This is a genomic window from Pseudomonas sp., from assembly GCF_050739935.1.
In the GTDB taxonomy this organism is placed as follows: Bacteria; Pseudomonadota; Gammaproteobacteria; order Pseudomonadales; family Pseudomonadaceae; genus Aquipseudomonas.
The window spans coordinates 50,377-68,816 of the sequence record NZ_JBOICF010000103.1 but is presented as its reverse complement, the minus strand read 5'-3'; the positions used below and the strand labels follow the sequence as shown (position 1 = coordinate 68,816).

Here is an 18,440-nt window from a genome sequence, read left to right as displayed (position 1 = left end):
GACCATCGTCGAATGGCTTTCGGGGCCTTCGGCGGATACAACAGCGTCATAAAACAACAACATTTCCACCGAGGTAAGAAAGATGAGTGCGGCTTCCCTGTACCCCGTCCGCCCTGAAGTGGCAGCAAATACGCTCACTGATGAGGCGACCTACAAGGCCATGTACCAGCAGTCGGTGGTCAACCCCGATGGCTTCTGGCGTGAGCAGGCCAAGCGCCTGGATTGGATCAAGCCTTTCACTACCGTCAAACAGACCTCCTTCGACGATCATCGCGTAGACATCAAGTGGTTCGCCGATGGCACCTTGAACGTTTCCTACAATTGTCTTGACCGCCATCTGGCCGAGCGTGGCGATCAGGTCGCAATCATCTGGGAAGGCGACGACCCCTCCGAAAGCCGCAATATCACCTATCGCGAACTGCATGAAGAAGTCTGCAAGTTCGCCAACGCCTTGCGCGGCCAGGATGTGCATCGCGGTGACGTCGTCACCATTTATATGCCGATGATCCCGGAAGCCGTGGTCGCCATGCTGGCGTGCGCGCGTATCGGCGCAATTCACTCGGTGGTGTTCGGCGGGTTCTCGCCGGAGGCTCTGGCCGGGCGCATCATCGACTGCAAATCGAAAGTGGTGATCACCGCCGATGAAGGTTTGCGTGGCGGCAAGCGCACGGCGCTCAAAGCCAACGTCGATCGCGCCCTGACCAACCCTGAAACCAGCAGCGTGCAGAAAGTCATCGTCTGCAAGCGTACCGGTGGCGACATTGAGTGGAACCGCCATCGCGACATCTGGTACCACGCCTTGCTGGAAGTGGCTTCTACCACCTGCGCCCCGAAAGAAATGGGTGCCGAAGAGTCGCTGTTCATCCTCTACACCTCGGGTTCCACGGGCAAGCCGAAGGGGGTGCTGCACACCACTGCTGGCTATCTGTTGTATGCCGCGCTGACCCATGAACGGGTGTTCGATTACAAGCCGGGCGAAATCTACTGGTGCACCGCCGACGTGGGCTGGGTCACGGGCCACAGCTATATCGTCTATGGCCCACTGGCCAATGGCGCGACCACCCTGTTGTTCGAAGGGGTGCCGAACTACCCGGATATCACTCGCATGTCGAAAATCATCGACAAGCACAAGGTCAACATTCTCTACACGGCGCCGACCGCAATCCGCGCCATGATGGCTGAAGGCACCAAAGCGGTGGAGGGCGCTGATGGGTCGAGCTTGCGCCTGCTCGGTTCGGTGGGCGAGCCGATCAACCCGGAAGCCTGGAATTGGTACTACAAGACAGTCGGCAATCAGAAATGCCCGATCGTCGATACCTGGTGGCAGACCGAAACCGGTGGCATTCTGATCAGCCCATTGCCAGGCGCCACGGCTCTCAAACCAGGCTCGGCAACGCGTCCATTCTTCGGCGTGATTCCGGCCCTTGTGGATAACCTCGGCAACCTGATCGAAGGCGCGGCGGAGGGCAATCTGGTGATTCTCGATTCGTGGCCGGGTCAGTCGCGCAGCCTCTATGGCGACCATGACCGCTTCGTCGACACCTACTTCAAGACCTTCCGCGGCATGTACTTCACCGGTGATGGCGCTCGTCGCGACGAAGATGGCTACTACTGGATCACCGGCCGTGTGGACGACGTGCTCAACGTTTCCGGTCACCGCATGGGCACCGCCGAGATCGAAAGTGCGATGGTCGCTCACCCGAAAGTCGCCGAGGCGGCGGTGGTCGGCGTGCCTCACGACCTGAAAGGGCAGGGCATTTATGTCTACGTCACCCTGAACGGCGGCGAAGTGCCGGATGAAGCCCTGCGCATCGAACTGCGTAACTGGGTGCGCAAGGAAATCGGCCCGATTGCTTCACCTGACGTCATTCAGTGGGCGCCGGGCCTGCCGAAGACCCGCTCGGGCAAGATCATGCGCCGCATCCTGCGCAAGATCGCTACCGGCGAGTACGACGCACTGGGTGATATCTCAACCCTGGCCGATCCGGGCGTGGTCGCCCATCTGGTTGAAACCCACAAGACCATGAACGTCGCCTGACACTTTCCGGGTCGAAGCGCCCCGTTCGGTGAAAGCCGGGCGGGGCGTTTTTGTGTGGGCATTTTTGGAGTATGGCGGCCGGATACCTGAGAGCGAATTCATTCGCCAAAAGTCTCCCTGACGATAGAAGCGTGTCGAGTTTACGCCCCAGTCGCGAATGAATTCGCTCCGCAGAGGCATTGGTAGTGATCGCACCTTCTGGGCGGAACGGGATATATATCGATTGTTACCGTCTCTCCCTCTTCTGTAACCCCGCGCACCGATGTGGGGCTTTTCACCCCGAAAATTCTGTAACTCATCGTCCGAAACCAACCGCCCGGCACGCTGGGCTTGCCGGATTAGAAGGCTTTGCCAATAATGGGCGCGTTATTTGCTTCGATGATAGGTTTGCCGCTACTGGCTCAGGCATAAACTTTCTGGGCTGTCAATCCGGCTGATCGGCTTTCTCGGTGCTTCTGTAACTAGTTGTCGCATTGAAGAAATATCGACTTCCAGCCTGCCGCTAAAATGCCGATCACTCGCCGAAGGCCTGTCGAGCCCTGAGACCCGACGGCAACTCGCGTCGCAATTTCAGATATTCCTTCTGCACACTGAGCGTTTCGCTCACTGCCATTTGTCGCGTTATACCGATGGAGTTCCAAGAATGAAAAAGCTCATGCTGCTGGGTGCGCTGGCGCTGTCCGTATTGGCACAGCCTGTGTTCGCCGATGAAAAGCCCCTGAAGATCGGCATCGAAGCGGCTTACCCTCCATTTGCCTCGAAAGCGCCCGATGGCAGCATCGTCGGCTTCGACTACGACATCGGCAACGCCCTGTGCGAAGAAATGAAGGTCAAGTGCGTGTGGGTCGAGCAAGAGTTCGACGGCCTGATTCCGGCGCTGAAAGTGCGCAAGATCGACGCGATCCTGTCTTCGATGTCCATCACTGAAGACCGCAAAAAATCCGTCGACTTCACCAACAAGTACTACAACACGCCGGCGCGCCTGGTCATGAAGCAAGGCACCGTCGTTAGCGACAGCCTGACCGAACTCAAGGGCAAGAACATCGGCGTGCAACGTGGTTCGATCCACGAGCGTTTTGCCAAGGAAGTCCTCGCTCCGCTGGGCGCCGAAATCAAACCGTACAGCTCGCAGAACGAAATCTACCTGGACATCGGCGCAGGTCGTCTTGATGGCACCGTGGCGGACGCGACCCTGCTGCAGGATGGCTTTCTCAACACCGACTCGGGCAAGGGCTACGCTTTTGTCGGCCCGGCGTTCACTGACGTCAACTACTTCGGCGACGGCGTAGGCATCGCGGTACGTAAGGGCGACAAGGCTGATCTGGACAAGATCAACGCCGCTATCGCTGCCATTCGCGCGAACGGCAAATACAAGGCGATCCAGGACAAGTACTTCAACTTCGACATCTACGGCGAGTAAGTACAAGACTGCAGTAATGGCGCAATCGGCGGGGCTCGGATCCTCGGTTGCGCCATTTTTCTATCCCGCGCTCGAGGGCCAAACAACATGTTGAAAGGCTACGGAGCCGTCATCCTCGACGGTGCATGGCTGACCTTGCAGCTCGCCTTGTGCTCCATGGCGCTGGCAATCGTGCTTGGCCTGATCGGCGTGTCGCTGCGCCTGTCGCCGGTGCGCTGGCTGGCCTGGCTGGGCGATCTGTATTCCACGGTGATACGCGGCATTCCCGACCTGGTGCTGATCCTGCTGATTTTCTACGGCGGTCAGGACCTGCTCAACCGCATCGCACCGCTGCTCGGTTATGACGATTACATCGACCTGAACCCGCTGATGGCCGGTATCGGTACGCTGGGTTTCATTTTCGGTGCCTATCTTTCCGAAACCTTCCGTGGCGCCTTTATGGCCATTCCCAAAGGCCAGGCCGAGGCCGGCATGGCCTACGGCATGAGCAGCTCCCGTGTGTTCTTTCGCATCCTGGTGCCGCAGATGATTCGTCTGGCGATTCCCGGATTCACCAACAACTGGCTGGTACTGACCAAGGCCACCGCGCTGATTTCCGTGGTCGGTCTGCAAGACATGATGTTCAAGGCCAAGCAGGCGGCCGACGCCACCCGCCAACCCTTCACTTTCTTCCTCGCAGTCGCGGCCATGTACCTGGTGATCACCAGTGTCTCGCTGCTGCTACTGCGCCAAATCGAGAAGCGTTACTCGGCCGGCGTAAGGGTGGCAGACCTATGATCTTCGATTACAACGTCGTCTGGGAAAACCTGCCGCTGTACTTCGGCGGCCTGTTGATCACCCTCAAGCTGCTCGCGCTGTCGCTGTTCTTTGGTCTGCTCGCAGCCTTGCCGCTGGGACTGATGCGCGTCTCGAAAGTCGCCTGGGTCAATCTGCTGGCCTGGAGCTACACCTACGTGATCCGCGGCACGCCGATGCTGGTGCAACTGTTCCTGATCTACTACGGTCTGGCGCAGTTCGAAGCGGTGCGCGAAAGCTTCCTCTGGCCGTGGCTGTCCAGCGCGACGTTCTGTGCTTGTCTGGCCTTTGCCATCAACACGAGCGCCTACACCGCCGAAATCATCGCCGGCAGCCTGAAGTCCACGCCGCCGGGCGAGATCGAAGCGGCTCGGGCGATGGGCATGTCCAAGGCCAAAATGTATCGGCGCATCCTGCTGCCGTCAGCGTTGCGCCGGGCACTGCCGCAGTACAGCAACGAAGTGATCATGATGCTGCAGACCACCAGTCTGGCGTCCATCGTCACGCTGATCGACATCACCGGCGCGGCGCGCACCGTCAACGCGCAGTTTTATCTGCCGTTCGAGGCGTATATCACCGCCGGCGTGTTCTACCTGTGCCTGACTTTCATTCTGGTGAAGCTGTTCAAGCTGGCCGAGCGCCGCTGGCTCAGTTACCTCGCACCGAGGAAGTACTGATATGCAACGCATCGATCACGACTTGCCATGGGGCAACCTCGGCACGCAACGGACGTTGAGCGTGTTCCGCTTCGGTCAGGGTGAGCGCAAGGCCTATATTCAGGCCAGCCTGCATGCCGACGAGTTGCCGGGCATGCGCACTGCCTGGGAACTGAAGAAACGTCTTACGCAACTGGAAGAGCAGGGCTTGCTCAACGGCGTCATCGAACTGGTGCCGGTGGCTAACCCGATCGGTCTAGGGCAATTGCTGCAGGGCAACCATCAGGGGCGTTTCGAGTACGGCAGCGGCAAGAACTTCAACCGTGACTTCACTGAACTCAGCGAGCCAGTGGCAGAAATGCTCGCTGGCAAGCTCGGCGACGACCCCCACGCCAACGTCAGATTGATCCGTCAAGCCATGGCCGATGTATTCGAGCGGCTGCCGACGGCCGGCAGTGAGCTGGCGGGCATGCAGCGCGCGTTGCTGAGCCACGCTTGCAATGCGGATATCGTTCTCGATCTGCATTGCGACACCGACGCCTCGCTGCACATGTACGCCTTGCCGCAACACTGGCCACAATGGCGATCGCTGTCGGCATATCTAGGCGTCAGCGTCGCTCTGCTGGCTGAAGATTCCGGCGGCAGTTCGTTCGATGAAGCCTGTTCGCTACCTTGGCTGCGACTGGCAAAACAGTTTCCCGAAGCACAGATACCGTTGGCTTGCATGTCGACCACGCTGGAGCTGGGCGGTCAGTCCAACACCGGCAAGGCCGAGGCTGAGGCGTATGCCGAGGGCATTCTGGCGTTCCTCGCCGAGCATGGCCTGATCAGTGGCGAGTGGCCGCAGCCGGCGTTCGAAGCGTGCGAAGGCATGCCGTTCGAAGGCACCGAAATGATTTACGCGCCGCACCCCGGCGTTCTGACTTTTCTGCGTCCGGGGGGCGCCTGGGTCGAGCCTGGCGAACCACTGTTCGAGGTCATCGACCCGTTGACCGACCGGGCGACCACGGTCTGCGCCGGTACGGCGGGCGTGCTGTTCGCCATCGAAAAACTGCGTTATGCCCAGCCGGGTTTATGGATGGCCAAGGTGGCGGGCCATACTCCGTTGCGCAGCGGCCGCCTGCTCAGTGACTGATTACTTGTGAGAACCGACATCATGAACAAACTGGAAGTCCAGGACCTGCACAAGTGCTACGGCAATCACGAAGTGCTCAAAGGCGTTTCGCTGACCGCCAAGGCTGGCGATGTGATCAGCATCATCGGCTCCAGTGGCTCGGGCAAGAGTACCTTCCTGCGCTGCATCAACTTGCTGGAACAGCCGAAATCCGGCCGCATCCTGCTCAATAACGAGGAGTTGAAGCTGGTGGCCAACAAGGACGGCGGCCTGAAGGCTGCCGACCCCAAGCAACTGCAACGCATGCGTTCGCGGCTGTCGATGGTGTTCCAGCATTTCAACCTGTGGTCGCACATGACCGCGCTGGAAAACATTATCGAAGCGCCGGTTCACGTGCTGGGTGTGCCGAAGAAGGAGGCTCTGGAAAAGGCCGAGCATTACCTGAACAAAGTTGGCGTAGCCCATCGCAAGGACGCCTTTCCGGGGCACATGTCCGGTGGTGAACAACAGCGCGTGGCGATTGCCCGTGCGCTGGCGATGGAGCCAGAGGTGATGCTGTTCGATGAGCCAACCTCGGCGCTGGACCCCGAGCTTGTTGGCGATGTGTTGAAAGTCATGCAGGCGCTGGCTCAGGAGGGCCGCACCATGGTCGTAGTGACCCACGAGATGGGCTTTGCCCGTGAAGTGTCGAATCAGCTGATCTTTCTGCACAAGGGTCTGATCGAAGAGAGCGGCGACCCGCGCCAAGTGTTGGTCAACCCGAAATCCGAACGTCTGCAGCAGTTCCTTTCCGGCAGCTTGAAGTAACGATTGGCGCCGTCTTCGAACGGTGCGTTTTGTGTGAGAACAGTTCATGCTGCGCGTCATCTTGACCTGCCATGAACTGAACGCGACAGATTTCGCACGCCCGGGCGTGTGACCCATAACAGCGACATGTTTCGGATTGCACGCCATGACTGCCCATCGAATCGGATTTCTTATCTGGCCCAGCACCAAAGCCTTGACCCTGGCGCTGGCCGAGGAAGCCCTGCGTGTCGCTCAGCGCGTTCATCCCGACGTAGTGTACGAGCTGACGTTCATGCAGGCCGAGCCATCGGTGGAAGGTGCCGCCTGGCAACTGCCGGGTGAGCCGTGGGGCGGTCGCCTTGAAGGCTGTCAGAAAGTGTTTCTGGTAGCTGACGAACCGCCCGCGCCGATGGCCTCCGCGCTGGCTGGCGCACTCAAGCAACTGGTGCGCGGAGGCTGTGTGATCGGTGGTCTGTCGGCAGGTGTGTACCCACTGGCGCAACTGGGTTTGCTGGATGGCTATCGTGCTGCGGTGCACTGGCGCTGGCAGGATGATTTCGCCGAGCGTTTTCCCAAGGTCATCGCCACCAGTCATCTGTTCGACTGGGATCGAGATCGTCTGACGGCGTGCGGCGGCATGTCGGTGCTGGATCTGCTGCTGGCGGTGCTGGCGCGTGATCATGGCGCGGAGCTGGCTGGCGCAGTGTCGGAAGAGCTAGTGGTTGAGCGCATTCGTGAAGGTGGCGAGCGTCAGCGCATTCCACTGCAGAATCGTCTGGGCTCCAGTCATCCGAAGCTGACTCAGGCTGTGCTGTTGATGGAGGCCAACATCGAAGAGCCGCTGACCACTGACGAAATAGCCCAGCATGTGTGCGTGTCTCGCCGTCAACTGGAGCGGATCTTCAAGCAGTACCTCAATCGCGTGCCGAGCCAGTATTACCTGGAGCTTCGCCTGAACAAGGCCCGGCAAATGTTGATGCAGACCAGTAAATCGATCATTCAGATCGGCCTGTCTTGCGGTTTCTCCTCCGGCCCGCATTTCTCAAGCGCCTACCGCAACTTCTTCGGCGCGACCCCTCGCGAAGACCGCAACCAGCGGCGTAGCAGCAGCCCGTTCGAATTGTCGTCGGTGCCTGCAGAGCGCGGGTGATCGATTTCAAGCCGTGCCTGCGTACCCTTGTGGGAGTCCGAGAGGGCCGTACATCCACCACATCTGGACCGTCCGAACGAATTCCGCGAATGAATTCGCTCCCACCGGGATATGCGATGTGGTCGGAAGTTGTGAGGTGCCATTATCCGTGTACGTGGCGGCAGTTGAAATCAGAGCCACAGGCGCTGCTTTAACCCTTCTCAACGTTTAAACTGCGCCTTTCCGACCCAATTTGTCGCATTGCCGCAAACCTCGGAAAAAGCCGGTTTGACGCTATAAGAAGTTGTCGCTTGGCGGCAAGGCCGGACCGAAATCAGTCCTTACAATCCTTCCATCGCTCGCCAGTCCCAGGCAGGCGTTCCTCTTCAGGAGACTCCGATGTCCGTTGAGCAAGTTCCAGTGCAACGTGCCGATTTTGACCAGGTGATGGTCCCCAACTACGCCCCCGCAGCGTTCATTCCCGTACGCGGTCAGGGTTCCCGCGTCTGGGATCAGTCGGGTCGTGAGCTGGTCGATTTCTCCGGCGGCATCGCAGTCAATGTGCTGGGCCATGCGCATCCGGCGCTGGTCGGCGCGCTGACCGAACAAGCCAATAAGCTGTGGCATGTTTCCAACGTGTTCACCAACGAGCCGGCGCTGCGTCTGGCCAGAAAACTGGTCGAAGCCACCTTCGCCGAGCGCGTGTTCTTCTGTAATTCCGGCGCTGAAGCCAACGAAGCGGCCTTCAAGCTCGCCCGGCGTGTGGCTCACGATCTCTACGGCACCGAGAAGTATGAAATCGTCGCCGCGCTCAACAGCTTCCACGGTCGCACCCTGTTCACCGTAAGCGTCGGCGGTCAGGCGAAATATTCCGACGGCTTCGGCCCGAAAATCACCGGTATCACCCATGTGCCGTACAACGATCTCGAAGCGCTGAAAGCCGCCGTGAGCGACAAGACCTGCGCCGTCGTTCTGGAGCCGATTCAAGGTGAAGGCGGTGTGCTGCCAGCCGAACTGGAATACCTGCAAGGCGCGCGCAAGCTGTGTGATGAGCACAACGCGCTGCTGGTGTTTGACGAAGTGCAGAGCGGCATGGGTCGTAGCGGCCATCTGTTCGCCTACATGCATTACGGCGTGACTCCGGACATTCTGTCCAGCGCCAAGAGCATCGGCGGCGGTTTCCCGATGGCGGCGATGCTCACCACCGAGAAACTGGCCAAGCACCTGGCGGTAGGGGTTCATGGCACGACCTACGGCGGCAACCCGCTGGCCTGCGCAGTGGGCGAGGCGGTCATCGATGTGGTGAACACGCCCGAAGTGCTCGCAGGCGTCAACGCCAAGCATGAGCTGTTCAAAACCCGTCTGGAGAAAATCGGTCAGCAATATGGCGTGTTCAGCAAAGTGCGGGGCATGGGTCTGTTGATCGGCTGCGTACTGACCGAGGCCTGGAAAGGCAAGGCCAAGGAGTTCTTCAACGCTGCCGAGCAAGAGGGCGTGATGATTCTGCAGGCCGGTCCCGATGTGGTGCGATTCGCGCCGAGCCTGGTGATCGAGGATGCCGACATCAGCGAGGGTCTGGATCGCTTCGAGCGTGCGGTTGCCAGGTTGACCAAGGCCTGATAGGCGCCGCGAAACTCTGTAGGAGCCGGCTTGCTGGCGAAGGCGTCAGACCTGGACACATACCTGTCGACTGACATACGCATTCGCAGCAAGCCGGCTCCTACAAGGGTTGGCGTCTGCGTCCTGATTTGTTTTTTCTTTCTCATGCCGGACAACCGGCCTGTTTTCTCAAGGAGTGACACCATGCTGGTGATGCGCCCCGCGCAAATGGCTGATCTGAGCGAGGTCCAACGACTCGCTGCGGACAGTCCGATTGGTGTCACGTCCCTGCCGGATGACGCTGGACGTCTGGGTGACAAGATTGCCGCTTCCGAAGCGTCATTCGCCGCCGAGGTCAGTTTCAACGGCGAGGAAACCTATTTCTTCGTGCTGGAAGACACCGAATCCGGGCGCCTGGTGGGCTGCTCCGGGATCGTCGCATCGGCCGGTTACTCCGAGCCGTTCTACAGCTTCCGTAACGAAACCTTCGTGCATGCCTCTCGCGAGCTTAAGATCCACAACAAGATTCACGTGCTTTCGCAATGTCACGACCTGACCGGCAACAGTTTGTTGACCAGCTTCTACGTGCTGCCGGAACTGGTCGGCACATTGTGGTCGGAGCTCAACTCCCGCGCGCGCCTGCTGTTCGTCGCGGCGCACCCCGAACGTTTCGCCGATTCGGTGGTGACCGAAATCGTCGGTTACAGCGACGAGAACGGTGATTCGCCATTCTGGGATGCTATCGGTCGCAACTTTTTCGATCTCAATTACGCCGAGGCTGAGCGGATCTGCGGCCTGAAAAGCCGGACGTTCCTCGCCGAACTGATGCCGCATTATCCGATCTACGTGCCGCTGCTGCCCGACGAGGCTCAGGAGGCGATGGGCCAGGTCCATCCGCGAGCACAGATCACCTTCGACATCCTGATGCGCGAAGGCTTCGAAACCGACCATTACATCGACATCTTCGACGGCGGGCCGACGCTGCATGCACGGGTTTCCGGCATCCGCTCGATCTCCCAAAGCCGCGTGGTACCGGTGAAAGTCGACACGGCGAACAGCGGCGATGCCGTGAAAGGTGGGCGTCCTTATCTGGTTGCCAACAGCCAGTTGCAGGACTACCGCGCGGTGATGCTGGAATTGGACTGGGTGCCGGGCAAGCCGGTGACCCTGAGCCTGGCGGCAGCCGAGGCGCTGGGTGTCGGCGAAGGCGCCAGCGTGCGCATCGTTGCGGTTTGACAGTTGAGCCATCGGTAGTCGGCGCTGATTGACAGCCTGACACCGTGTCGCAGGTTAGCGAGTTCGTTGGTTTCCGCGGAAACCGGCATGAGGAGAAAGCATGATCGTTCGTCCCGTACGCAGCAGTGACCTACCGGCGCTGATCGACCTGGCGCGCAGTACAGGCGCAGGCCTTACCACGCTGCCGGCCAACGAAGAGCGTCTGGCGCACCGGGTCGGTTGGGCCGAGAAAACCTTCAGCGGCGATGCCGCGCGAGGCGACACCGATTATCTGTTCGTCCTTGAGGACGACGATGGTCGTGTGGTCGGTATCTCCGCCATCGCGGGTGCGGTGGGGCTGCGTGAGCCCTGGTACAACTATCGAGTGGGGCTGACGGTCAGCGCTTCTCAAGAGTTGAACATCTATCGCGAGATACCGACGCTGTTCCTGGCTAACGATCTGACCGGCAATTCGGAATTGTGCTCGCTGTTCCTGCACGCCGATTTCCGCAATGGGCTCAACGGTCGCCTGCTGTCTAAAGCCCGTATGCTGTTCATCGCCGAGTTTCCCGAGCTGTTCGGCAACAAGATTATTGCCGAAATGCGCGGCATGTCCGACGAACAGGGCCATTCGCCGTTCTGGGAAAGCCTTGGACGACACTTTTTCAAGATGGAATTCAGTCAGGCGGACTACCTGACCGGCGTTGGCAATCGCGCATTCATCGCCGAACTGATGCCGAAATTCCCGCTGTACAGCTGCTTCCTTTCAGAAGAAGCGCGCAACGTCATCGGTCGCGTGCACACCAGTACCGAGCCCGCGCTGACCATGCTCAAGGCCGAAGGCTTCAGCTATCAGGGCTACGTCGACATCTTCGATGCGGGGCCTGCCATCGAGTGCGAGACCGGCAAGATCCGCGCGGTGCGTGACAGTCAGGCACTGGTGCTGGCGATCGGCACGCCGGGCGATGATGCGACGCCTTTTCTTATCCACAATCGCAAGCGCGAAGACTGCCGCGTGACTGCCGCGCCTGCACGCTTTGCCGCTGGCACGCTGGTCGTCGATCCGAAAACCGCCAAGCGTCTGCGCCTGAATGCGGGCGATCAGGTTCGCGCGGTGCCTCTGTCTCCGGCTCGGGAGGGCATTTGATGAACACCTTATATATCGCAGGTGCATGGCAGGCCGGGCAGGGCGAAGCCTTTGAATCGCTGAACCCGGTTACGCAACAGGTGATCTGGAAAGGCCAGGGCGCTACCGCCGAACAGGTCGATGCAGCGGTCGGAGCAGCGCGTCAGGCTTTCCCGGCGTGGGCGACCCGCACGCTGGAACAGCGCATCACGGTTCTGGAAGCCTTCGCGGCCACGTTGAAAAGCCGGGCTGATGAAATCGCTCATTGCATCGGCGAGGAGACTGGCAAACCGCTGTGGGAATCGGCAACAGAAGTGACCAGCATGGTCAACAAGGTAACGATCTCGATTCAGAGCTATCGCGAGCGCACCGGCGAGAAGAGCGGCCCGCTGGGCGACGCCACCGCTGTGCTGCGCCACAAGCCCCATGGCGTGGTGGCGGTATTCGGCCCTTACAACTTTCCAGGGCATCTGCCTAATGGGCACATCGTCCCGGCGTTGCTGGCGGGCAATGCTGTGCTGTTCAAGCCCAGCGAACTGACGCCGAAGGTCGCAGAGCTGACGGTGCAGTGCTGGATCGATGCCGGTCTTCCCGCAGGTGTGCTGAATCTGCTGCAGGGCGCGCGGGAAACCGGTATTGCACTGGCGGCCAACGCGGGGATCGACGGTCTGTTCTTCACCGGTTCCAGCCGCACGGGCAATTCGCTGCATCAGCAGTTCGCCGGGCGTCCCGACAAGATTCTTGCGTTGGAAATGGGCGGCAATAATCCTTTGGTGGTGGATCAGGTCGCTGATGTCGATGCGGCGGTGTATACGGTGATTCAATCGGCCTTCATTTCGGCGGGCCAGCGCTGTACCTGTGCGCGTCGTCTGCTGGTGCCGCAAGGCGCATGGGGCGACGCCTTCATGGCACGGCTGGTTGAGGTGACGGCGACCATTCAGGTGGGTGCGTTCGATCAACAGCCAGCGCCGTTCATGGGCTCGGTGATTTCTCTTCACGCGGCTCAGGCACTGGTCGATGCCCAGGAACACTTGCTGGCCAACGGCGCTGTGTCACTGTTGGAAATGACGCAGCCTGACGCGCAGTCAGCATTGCTGACGCCAGGGATCCTGGATGTCAGCGATGTGACTGATCGCCCGGATGAGGAACTGTTCGGCCCGTTGCTGCAGGTCATTCGCTACGTTGATTTCGACGCTGCCATCCAGGAGGCCAATGCCACGCGGTACGGCTTGGCTGCTGGACTGCTTTCGGATTCCCTTGAGCGTTATCAGCAATTCTGGCTGCAAAGCCGTGCGGGTATCGTCAACTGGAACAAGCAACTGACCGGCGCTGCCAGTACCGCGCCGTTCGGCGGAGTCGGGGCGTCGGGTAACCATCGGGCGAGCGCCTATTATGCGGCGGACTACTGCGCGTATCCGGTGGCATCGCTGGAGAGCGGGACGCTGGTGCTGCCATCGAGCCTGACGCCTGGCATCACCCTGAGCTGAGTGGGCTGTATGAATGCGCAAACCGGAATTGGGACCCAACCTACAGGTTCCAGCCTCTACGCCGCAGTTGCGGTTCTGCGCACACCAACATTGATGTTTATAAAAATAGATCCACGGAGCGTCACCGATGAAATCCTGTGAAGTCAACTTTGACGGTCTAGTGGGGCCGACCCATAACTACGGTGGGCTGTCCTACGGCAACGTCGCATCGCAGAGCAACTGCCAGCAATCTTCCAATCCTCGGGAAGCGGCGCTGCAGGGTTTGGCGAAGATGAAGGCGTTGACCGAGCTGGGCTTCACCCAGGGTGTGCTTGCGCCACAGGAGCGCCCGGACGTTGCCGGTCTGCGCAAGTTGGGTTTTGGCGGCACCGACGCGCAGGTCATCGAGCGTGCGGCTAAACAATCCATGCCGCTGCTGGTGGCCAGTTGCTCGGCGTCGAGCATGTGGGTAGCGAACGCTGCCACAGTCAGCCCCAGCGCCGACACTGCCGACGGACGCGTACATTTCACTGCCGCCAACCTCAACTGCAAATACCACCGCAGCATCGAACACCCGACCACCAGCCGTGTGCTGGGCGCGATGTTCGCCGACCAGCAGCATTTCGCTCATCACGCCGCTTTGCCCGCCGTCGCCCAGTTCGGCGACGAGGGGGCGGCCAACCACACGCGTTTCTGCCGCAGCTATGGCGAGGCAGGGGTGGAGTTCTTCGTATTCGGTCGTGCCGCGTTCGATACCCGCTTCCCCGCGCCGCAGAAATACCCGGCGCGGCAGACCCTCGAAGCCTCGCAGGCCGTGGCGCGTCTGCACGGGCTGAGCGATGAAGGCGTCGTTTACGCGCAACAGAATCCGGCGGTGATCGATCAGGGTGTGTTCCACAACGACGTGATCGCAGTCGGCAATGGCGAGGTGCTCTTCTATCACGAAGACGCTTTCCTCAATACCGAACACATGCTCAGCGAACTGCACGACAAGCTCGGTCGTCGTGGCGGCCGTTTTCAGGCCATCTGCGTTCCGCGCACTGAAGTGGCGGTCGATGACGCCGTGCGTTCATACCTGTTCAATAGCCAGCTGCTGTCCCGTGCTGATGGCTCGATGTTGCTGATCGTGCCGGAAGAATGCCGCAGCAACGAGCGTGTTTGGAATTATCTGCAGCGCCTGATTGCCGATGAGAGCCCGATTCGCGAGGTCAAGGTCTTCGATCTCAAACAGAGCATGCAGAACGGTGGCGGCCCGGCGTGTCTGCGTTTGCGGGTGGCGCTGAATGAAACGGAACTGGCGGCGGTCAACCCAGGGGTTATCATGACAGCGCCGTTGTACGACACACTGATTCAGTGGGTGGACAAGCACTATCGCGATCGCCTGAGCGAAAATGACCTGGCCGACCCGCAGCTGTTGACCGAATGCCGTACGGCACTGGATGAGCTGACGCAGCACCTGAAGCTGGGCGCGGTCTATCCTTTCCAAATCATTTGATATCCCAGTGACATCGCCAGACGCTGATCGGCGTCTGGCGATGTCTGCTTTTATACAGAGAGAATTTGACATGACCGACGCGCTGCGTTTGATCCTTGAAGACACCGATGGCACTCAGCTGGAAACTTCCTGCACTCGTTTTGCCGTGATCTGGCAGGGCAAAGAAGTGTGGATTCAGCAAGACGGCCGCGGTCAATTGCTGATCGGTGTGGACGTCGAAGAAGACGATGCCGAGTACGCCAATCTGCTGCTGCGTCCGCTGGCGACCAACTTGGTCAGCCTGCAACTGGAAATGGAGCCGGCAGACGTCGGTGATGACGATGATCATGTCCATGGCCCGGACTGCAACCACTAAGCAGGAATCAGCCCATGCTCGCCCTCGGCAAACTGCTTGAACTGACCCTGGCGGGTCGCGAACCCGCCGAAAAGACTCAACTGACCGTCGAAGGCGTGCGTTTGCGCTGGCTGGCCGAGGGTGCGCTGGAAGTCCGACCGCCCGAGGCTCAGGACAACGGAACCGATCTGCTCCTGTCGGCGGGCATTCATGGCAATGAAACCGCGCCGATCGAGTTGCTCGACGAGCTGATTCACGCCATCGCCCGAAGTGAACTCAAGCCTCGCGCGCGTATTCTGTTTCTTTTCGGCAACCCTGCGGCCATGCGCCGCGGCGAGCGTTATGTCGAGCAGGACGTCAATCGGCTGTTCAATGGCCGTCATGAACAGAGCAGTGGGAATGAGGCGCTGCGCGCCTGCGAGCTTGAACGTCTGGCTGCGGCCTTCTTCAGCGTGGCCGACCGCTATCGGCTGCACTACGATCTGCACACCGCCATTCGTGGCTCGAAGATCGAACAGTTCGCGCTGTATCCGTGGAAAGAGGGTCGTCAGCATTCACTCCGCGAGTTGGTCCGCCTGCATGGCGCGGGGATGGAGGCAGTGCTGCTGCAGAACAAGCCCTCCATCGTGTTCAGCGCCTACACCTATGACAAGCTCGGGGCGGAGTCTTTCACCCTGGAACTGGGCAAGGCGCGCCCGTTTGGGCAGAACCAGCAGGTCAACCTTTCTCTGTTGAAGGCCTCGTTGGAGCAGTTGATCAGTGGGACCGAGGCGCCGGTGGGCGATCAGATTGACGGACTGAAGCTGTTCAGCGTTGCGCGGGAGGTCATCAAGCGCAGCGATGCGTTCCGCCTGCATTTGCCGGACGACATCGAGAACTTCACCGAGCTGGACAAAGGCTTTCTGTTGGCCGAAGACCAGTCCGATTCGCGCTGGGTCGTGGAGGAGGAGGGCGCGCGCATCATCTTCCCTAACCCGAAGGTCAAGAACGGCCTGCGCGCGGGGATTCTGATCGTGCCGACTACCGATGAGCAGTTGGGCTGACGGATTCTGAAACGGGTGTGATCGCCCTGTGGGAGCGAATTCATTCGCGATAGGCCCGTACATCCGACACATATCCGGCGGATGTACTAGCGCATCGCGAATGAATTCCCTCCCACAGTTGTTCTGTGCCCAGTTGTGGGAGTGGCGTTGAATCAACCCGCCGCTTTCTGCGACTCACCCAGCCGACGCACTGCACGCAGTTTGGCCAAGGTATCGGCGCAGGTCTTGGCCGCTTCCTGGCCCTTGTGCACGAAATGATCGAAGAAGAATTTCTGGTGCTCTTCACCGGCGTGGAAGTGATGCGGAGTCAGGACCACCGAGAACACCGGCACTTCGGTTTCCAGCTGAACCTGCATCAGCGCGCTGATCACCGACTGCGCGACGAACTCGTGACGATAGATCCCGCCATCCACTACCAGACCTGCAGCGACGACGCCGCCGTAGCGACAGGTGTTGGCCAGCAGTTTGGCGTGCAGCGGAATTTCAAACGCGCCGCCCACTTCGAAGAAGTCGATATCGCTCTCGGCATAACCGTGGTTCGCCATTTCGGCAACGAAGCCTTTGCGCGCCTGATCGACGATATCTTTGTGCCAGCAAGCTTGAATGAAAGCGATGCGCTCGTGAGCGTGAATAGCGGTAGGTTGCATGTGTTCTGACTCCTGTTTAATTAAAAAACAGGGCGTTTGGATCGAAGGGGATGCCGGGTACGGTCGATAGCAGAGTCGGCGACAAGCGCACGTGGCAATGCTTCGAGACGACCCTTTGGTGCCAATCCCGTTCTCTCTTCATCCGGACTATGACCGTCGGCCCTGGGATCTCACCAGGTCTGCTGACCTCGCTAAGCGAGCGCTCGCGGGCTAGACGCATTGCGCGCCATTACCGCCGGTGGGGAATCGCACCCCGCCCTGAGAACGTTGCCAACTGCATAATTCGTCGGCGTGCAGTTTGTAACACAGATTTTCAGAATGTGCATGGAGCCTTTTTGATGGTTTTCATCAGCTTTTCTTATAAGCGCATCTTGGAATTCCGGTCCGAAGCCTTGATTATCGTTGCTTGCGGCCTCAAAACTGAAGTCCGAACCACCTTTCAGGGAGTTCCATCGTGACGGTTATCGATCTGCGTAGCGACACAGTGACCCAACCCACCGCGGGTATGCGCGACGCCATGGCCCGCGCGCCTCTGGGCGACGACGTGTATGGCGAAGACCCGACGGTCAACAAGTTGGAGTCCTGGCTGGCGGAGCGCCTGGGGTTTGCCGCTGGGTTGTTCGTGCCGAGCGGCACCATGAGCAACCTGTTGGGCCTGATGGCGCATTGCGAGCGTGGGGATGAGTACATCGTGGGCCAGCAGGCCCACACCTACAAATATGAAGGCGGCGGCGCGGCAGTGCTGGGTTCGATCCAGCCGCAACCTCTGGATAACCAGGCCGATGGTTCGCTGGACCTGAATCAGGTCGTGGCTGCGATCAAGGCCGACGATTTCCATTTCGCCCGCACCCGTTTGCTGGCGCTGGAGAACACCATGCAGGGCAAAGTCCTGTCCCTGGACTATCTGGCGGCGGCGCGCAAACTGACTCGTGAAAAGGGGCTAGGTCTGCATCTGGACGGCGCGCGTCTCTACAACGCTGCCGTCAAGTTGGGCGTGGACGCCCGCGAGATTGCGCAGCATTTCGATTCGGTGTCGGTCTGCCTGTCCAAAGGCCTGGGCGCGCCCATCGGCTCGGTATTGTGCGGATCGAGCGAGTTCATTGCCAAGGCGCGGCGTTTGCGCAAGATGGTCGGCGGCGGCATGCGCCAGGCCGGATCGATTGCCGCGGCGGGATTGTATGCGCTGGAGCATCAGGTCGAACGTCTGGCCGACGATCACGCCAATGCCGCGTTTCTGGGCAAAGCGTTGCTTGAACTGGGCTTTGATGTCGAGCCGGTGCACACCAACATGGTCTACGTGCAGATTGGTGAGCGAGCCGAGCAGCTCAAGGCGTTCTGCGCCGAGCGAGGGATTGTTCTCAGTGCTTCGCCGCGTTTGCGCATGGTTACCCACCTGGACACGTCGGCCACGCAGATGGAGCAGGTGGTCGCGGCGTTTGCCGAATTCGGCATCCGCTAACCGACCGATAATCCAATTGGCTGCTTCTATCGTACAAAGTCACTGTACCGTGGAAGCAACGCCTATATAATGCGGCCCTTTGCCGTCGCTACGTCGAATGACGTTATGCATTTGCCTC

16 protein-coding genes and 1 riboswitch are annotated in these 18,440 nt (G+C 59.9%); of the genes, 15 read left to right on the top strand and 1 reads right to left on the bottom strand.

The window, feature by feature from the left end; all coding sequences use genetic code 11:
- The first annotated feature begins 82 nt into the window (after nucleotides 1–82).
- The 14 genes from acs (at nucleotide 83) to astE (ending at nucleotide 16,216) form a co-directional block, all read left to right on the top strand.
- Nucleotides 83–2,038, top strand: coding sequence for an acetate--CoA ligase (gene acs / locus ACRER8_RS20840; protein WP_431748083.1), 1,956 nt, complete (start codon nucleotides 83–85; stop codon nucleotides 2,036–2,038).
- Between the two features lie 643 nt (nucleotides 2,039–2,681).
- Nucleotides 2,682–3,458 carry an ABC transporter substrate-binding protein gene (locus ACRER8_RS20835; RefSeq protein WP_431748082.1) on the top strand — a complete coding sequence of 259 codons (777 nt, stop codon included), beginning with the start codon at nucleotides 2,682–2,684 and terminating at the stop codon, nucleotides 3,456–3,458.
- Between the two features lie 87 nt (nucleotides 3,459–3,545).
- The gene (locus ACRER8_RS20830; RefSeq protein ID WP_431748081.1) at nucleotides 3,546–4,235 is read left to right on the top strand and encodes an ABC transporter permease; all 690 of its coding nucleotides are present in this window, start codon (nucleotides 3,546–3,548) and stop codon (nucleotides 4,233–4,235) included.
- Entirely contained in the window at nucleotides 4,232–4,930 is a 699-nt protein-coding gene (locus tag ACRER8_RS20825) for an ABC transporter permease (protein WP_431748080.1), read from the top strand. The genes ACRER8_RS20830 and ACRER8_RS20825 overlap by 4 nt, the downstream gene beginning before the upstream one ends.
- Nucleotide 4,931: 1 nt before the next feature.
- Nucleotides 4,932–6,044: a succinylglutamate desuccinylase/aspartoacylase family protein gene (locus ACRER8_RS20820; RefSeq protein ID WP_431748079.1), complete on the top strand. Its 1,113-nt coding sequence runs from the start codon at nucleotides 4,932–4,934 to the stop codon at nucleotides 6,042–6,044.
- A 21-nt stretch (nucleotides 6,045–6,065) separates the two neighbouring features.
- Nucleotides 6,066–6,830, top strand: coding sequence for an ABC transporter ATP-binding protein (locus tag ACRER8_RS20815; protein ID WP_431748078.1), 765 nt, complete (start codon nucleotides 6,066–6,068; stop codon nucleotides 6,828–6,830).
- A gap of 145 nt (nucleotides 6,831–6,975) precedes the next feature.
- On the top strand, nucleotides 6,976–7,959 hold the full coding sequence (gene argR / locus ACRER8_RS20810; RefSeq protein WP_431748077.1) for a transcriptional regulator ArgR: 984 nt from the start codon (nucleotides 6,976–6,978) through the stop codon (nucleotides 7,957–7,959).
- Between the two features lie 378 nt (nucleotides 7,960–8,337).
- Complete coding sequence (locus tag ACRER8_RS20805) at nucleotides 8,338–9,558, top strand: aspartate aminotransferase family protein (protein WP_431748076.1); 1,221 nt, start codon at nucleotides 8,338–8,340, stop codon at nucleotides 9,556–9,558.
- 183 nt (nucleotides 9,559–9,741) lie between these two features.
- Nucleotides 9,742–10,773 (top strand): arginine/ornithine succinyltransferase subunit alpha, encoded by a 1,032-nt coding sequence (gene aruF, locus ACRER8_RS20800; protein WP_431748075.1) that lies wholly within the window; start codon nucleotides 9,742–9,744, stop codon nucleotides 10,771–10,773.
- 100 nt (nucleotides 10,774–10,873) lie between these two features.
- On the top strand, nucleotides 10,874–11,899 hold the full coding sequence (gene astA, locus ACRER8_RS20795) for an arginine N-succinyltransferase (protein WP_431748074.1): 1,026 nt from the start codon (nucleotides 10,874–10,876) through the stop codon (nucleotides 11,897–11,899).
- Nucleotides 11,896–13,365, top strand: coding sequence for a succinylglutamate-semialdehyde dehydrogenase (gene astD / locus ACRER8_RS20790; protein ID WP_431748073.1), 1,470 nt, complete (start codon nucleotides 11,896–11,898; stop codon nucleotides 13,363–13,365). Before astA ends, astD begins: the two co-directional genes overlap by 4 nt.
- A gap of 127 nt (nucleotides 13,366–13,492) precedes the next feature.
- A complete protein-coding gene (gene astB, locus ACRER8_RS20785; protein ID WP_431748072.1) occupies nucleotides 13,493–14,839 on the top strand; it encodes an N-succinylarginine dihydrolase in 1,347 nt (448 codons plus the stop codon).
- 70 nt (nucleotides 14,840–14,909) lie between these two features.
- On the top strand, nucleotides 14,910–15,194 hold the full coding sequence (locus ACRER8_RS20780; RefSeq protein WP_431748071.1) for a topoisomerase II: 285 nt from the start codon (nucleotides 14,910–14,912) through the stop codon (nucleotides 15,192–15,194).
- 14 nt (nucleotides 15,195–15,208) lie between these two features.
- Nucleotides 15,209–16,216 carry a succinylglutamate desuccinylase gene (gene astE / locus ACRER8_RS20775; protein ID WP_431748070.1) on the top strand — a complete coding sequence of 336 codons (1,008 nt, stop codon included), beginning with the start codon at nucleotides 15,209–15,211 and terminating at the stop codon, nucleotides 16,214–16,216.
- A gap of 152 nt (nucleotides 16,217–16,368) precedes the next feature.
- Here the strand turns inward: astE and ACRER8_RS20770 are convergent, their stop codons facing one another.
- On the bottom strand, nucleotides 16,369–16,863 hold the full coding sequence (locus tag ACRER8_RS20770; protein ID WP_431748069.1) for a 6,7-dimethyl-8-ribityllumazine synthase: 495 nt from the start codon (nucleotides 16,861–16,863) through the stop codon (nucleotides 16,369–16,371).
- A gap of 125 nt (nucleotides 16,864–16,988) precedes the next feature.
- Nucleotides 16,989–17,133: riboswitch (FMN riboswitch) on the bottom strand.
- Nucleotides 17,134–17,317: 184 nt separating this feature from the next.
- Here ACRER8_RS20770 and ltaE point away from each other — a divergent pair.
- Nucleotides 17,318–18,322 carry a low-specificity L-threonine aldolase gene (ltaE, locus tag ACRER8_RS20765; protein ID WP_431748068.1) on the top strand — a complete coding sequence of 335 codons (1,005 nt, stop codon included), beginning with the start codon at nucleotides 17,318–17,320 and terminating at the stop codon, nucleotides 18,320–18,322.
- Nucleotides 18,323–18,440 lie beyond the last annotated feature (118 nt).

Bases quoted from the DNA above. Each gene is read 5' to 3' on its own strand.
- acs (WP_431748083.1), top strand. From the start codon at position 83: ATGAGTGCGGCTTCCCTGTACCCCGTCCGCCCTGAAGTGGCAGCAAAT.
- ACRER8_RS20835 (WP_431748082.1), top strand. From the start codon at position 2,682: ATGAAAAAGCTCATGCTGCTGGGTGCGCTGGCGCTGTCCGTATTGGCA.
- ACRER8_RS20830 (WP_431748081.1), top strand. From the start codon at position 3,546: ATGTTGAAAGGCTACGGAGCCGTCATCCTCGACGGTGCATGGCTGACC.
- ACRER8_RS20825 (WP_431748080.1), top strand. From the start codon at position 4,232: ATGATCTTCGATTACAACGTCGTCTGGGAAAACCTGCCGCTGTACTTC.
- ACRER8_RS20820 (WP_431748079.1), top strand. From the start codon at position 4,932: ATGCAACGCATCGATCACGACTTGCCATGGGGCAACCTCGGCACGCAA.
- ACRER8_RS20815 (WP_431748078.1), top strand. From the start codon at position 6,066: ATGAACAAACTGGAAGTCCAGGACCTGCACAAGTGCTACGGCAATCAC.
- argR (WP_431748077.1), top strand. From the start codon at position 6,976: ATGACTGCCCATCGAATCGGATTTCTTATCTGGCCCAGCACCAAAGCC.
- ACRER8_RS20805 (WP_431748076.1), top strand. From the start codon at position 8,338: ATGTCCGTTGAGCAAGTTCCAGTGCAACGTGCCGATTTTGACCAGGTG.
- aruF (WP_431748075.1), top strand. From the start codon at position 9,742: ATGCTGGTGATGCGCCCCGCGCAAATGGCTGATCTGAGCGAGGTCCAA.
- astA (WP_431748074.1), top strand. From the start codon at position 10,874: ATGATCGTTCGTCCCGTACGCAGCAGTGACCTACCGGCGCTGATCGAC.
- astB (WP_431748072.1), top strand. From the start codon at position 13,493: ATGAAATCCTGTGAAGTCAACTTTGACGGTCTAGTGGGGCCGACCCAT.
- ACRER8_RS20780 (WP_431748071.1), top strand. From the start codon at position 14,910: ATGACCGACGCGCTGCGTTTGATCCTTGAAGACACCGATGGCACTCAG.
- astE (WP_431748070.1), top strand. From the start codon at position 15,209: ATGCTCGCCCTCGGCAAACTGCTTGAACTGACCCTGGCGGGTCGCGAA.
- ACRER8_RS20770 (WP_431748069.1), bottom strand. From the start codon at position 16,863: ATGCAACCTACCGCTATTCACGCTCACGAGCGCATCGCTTTCATTCAA.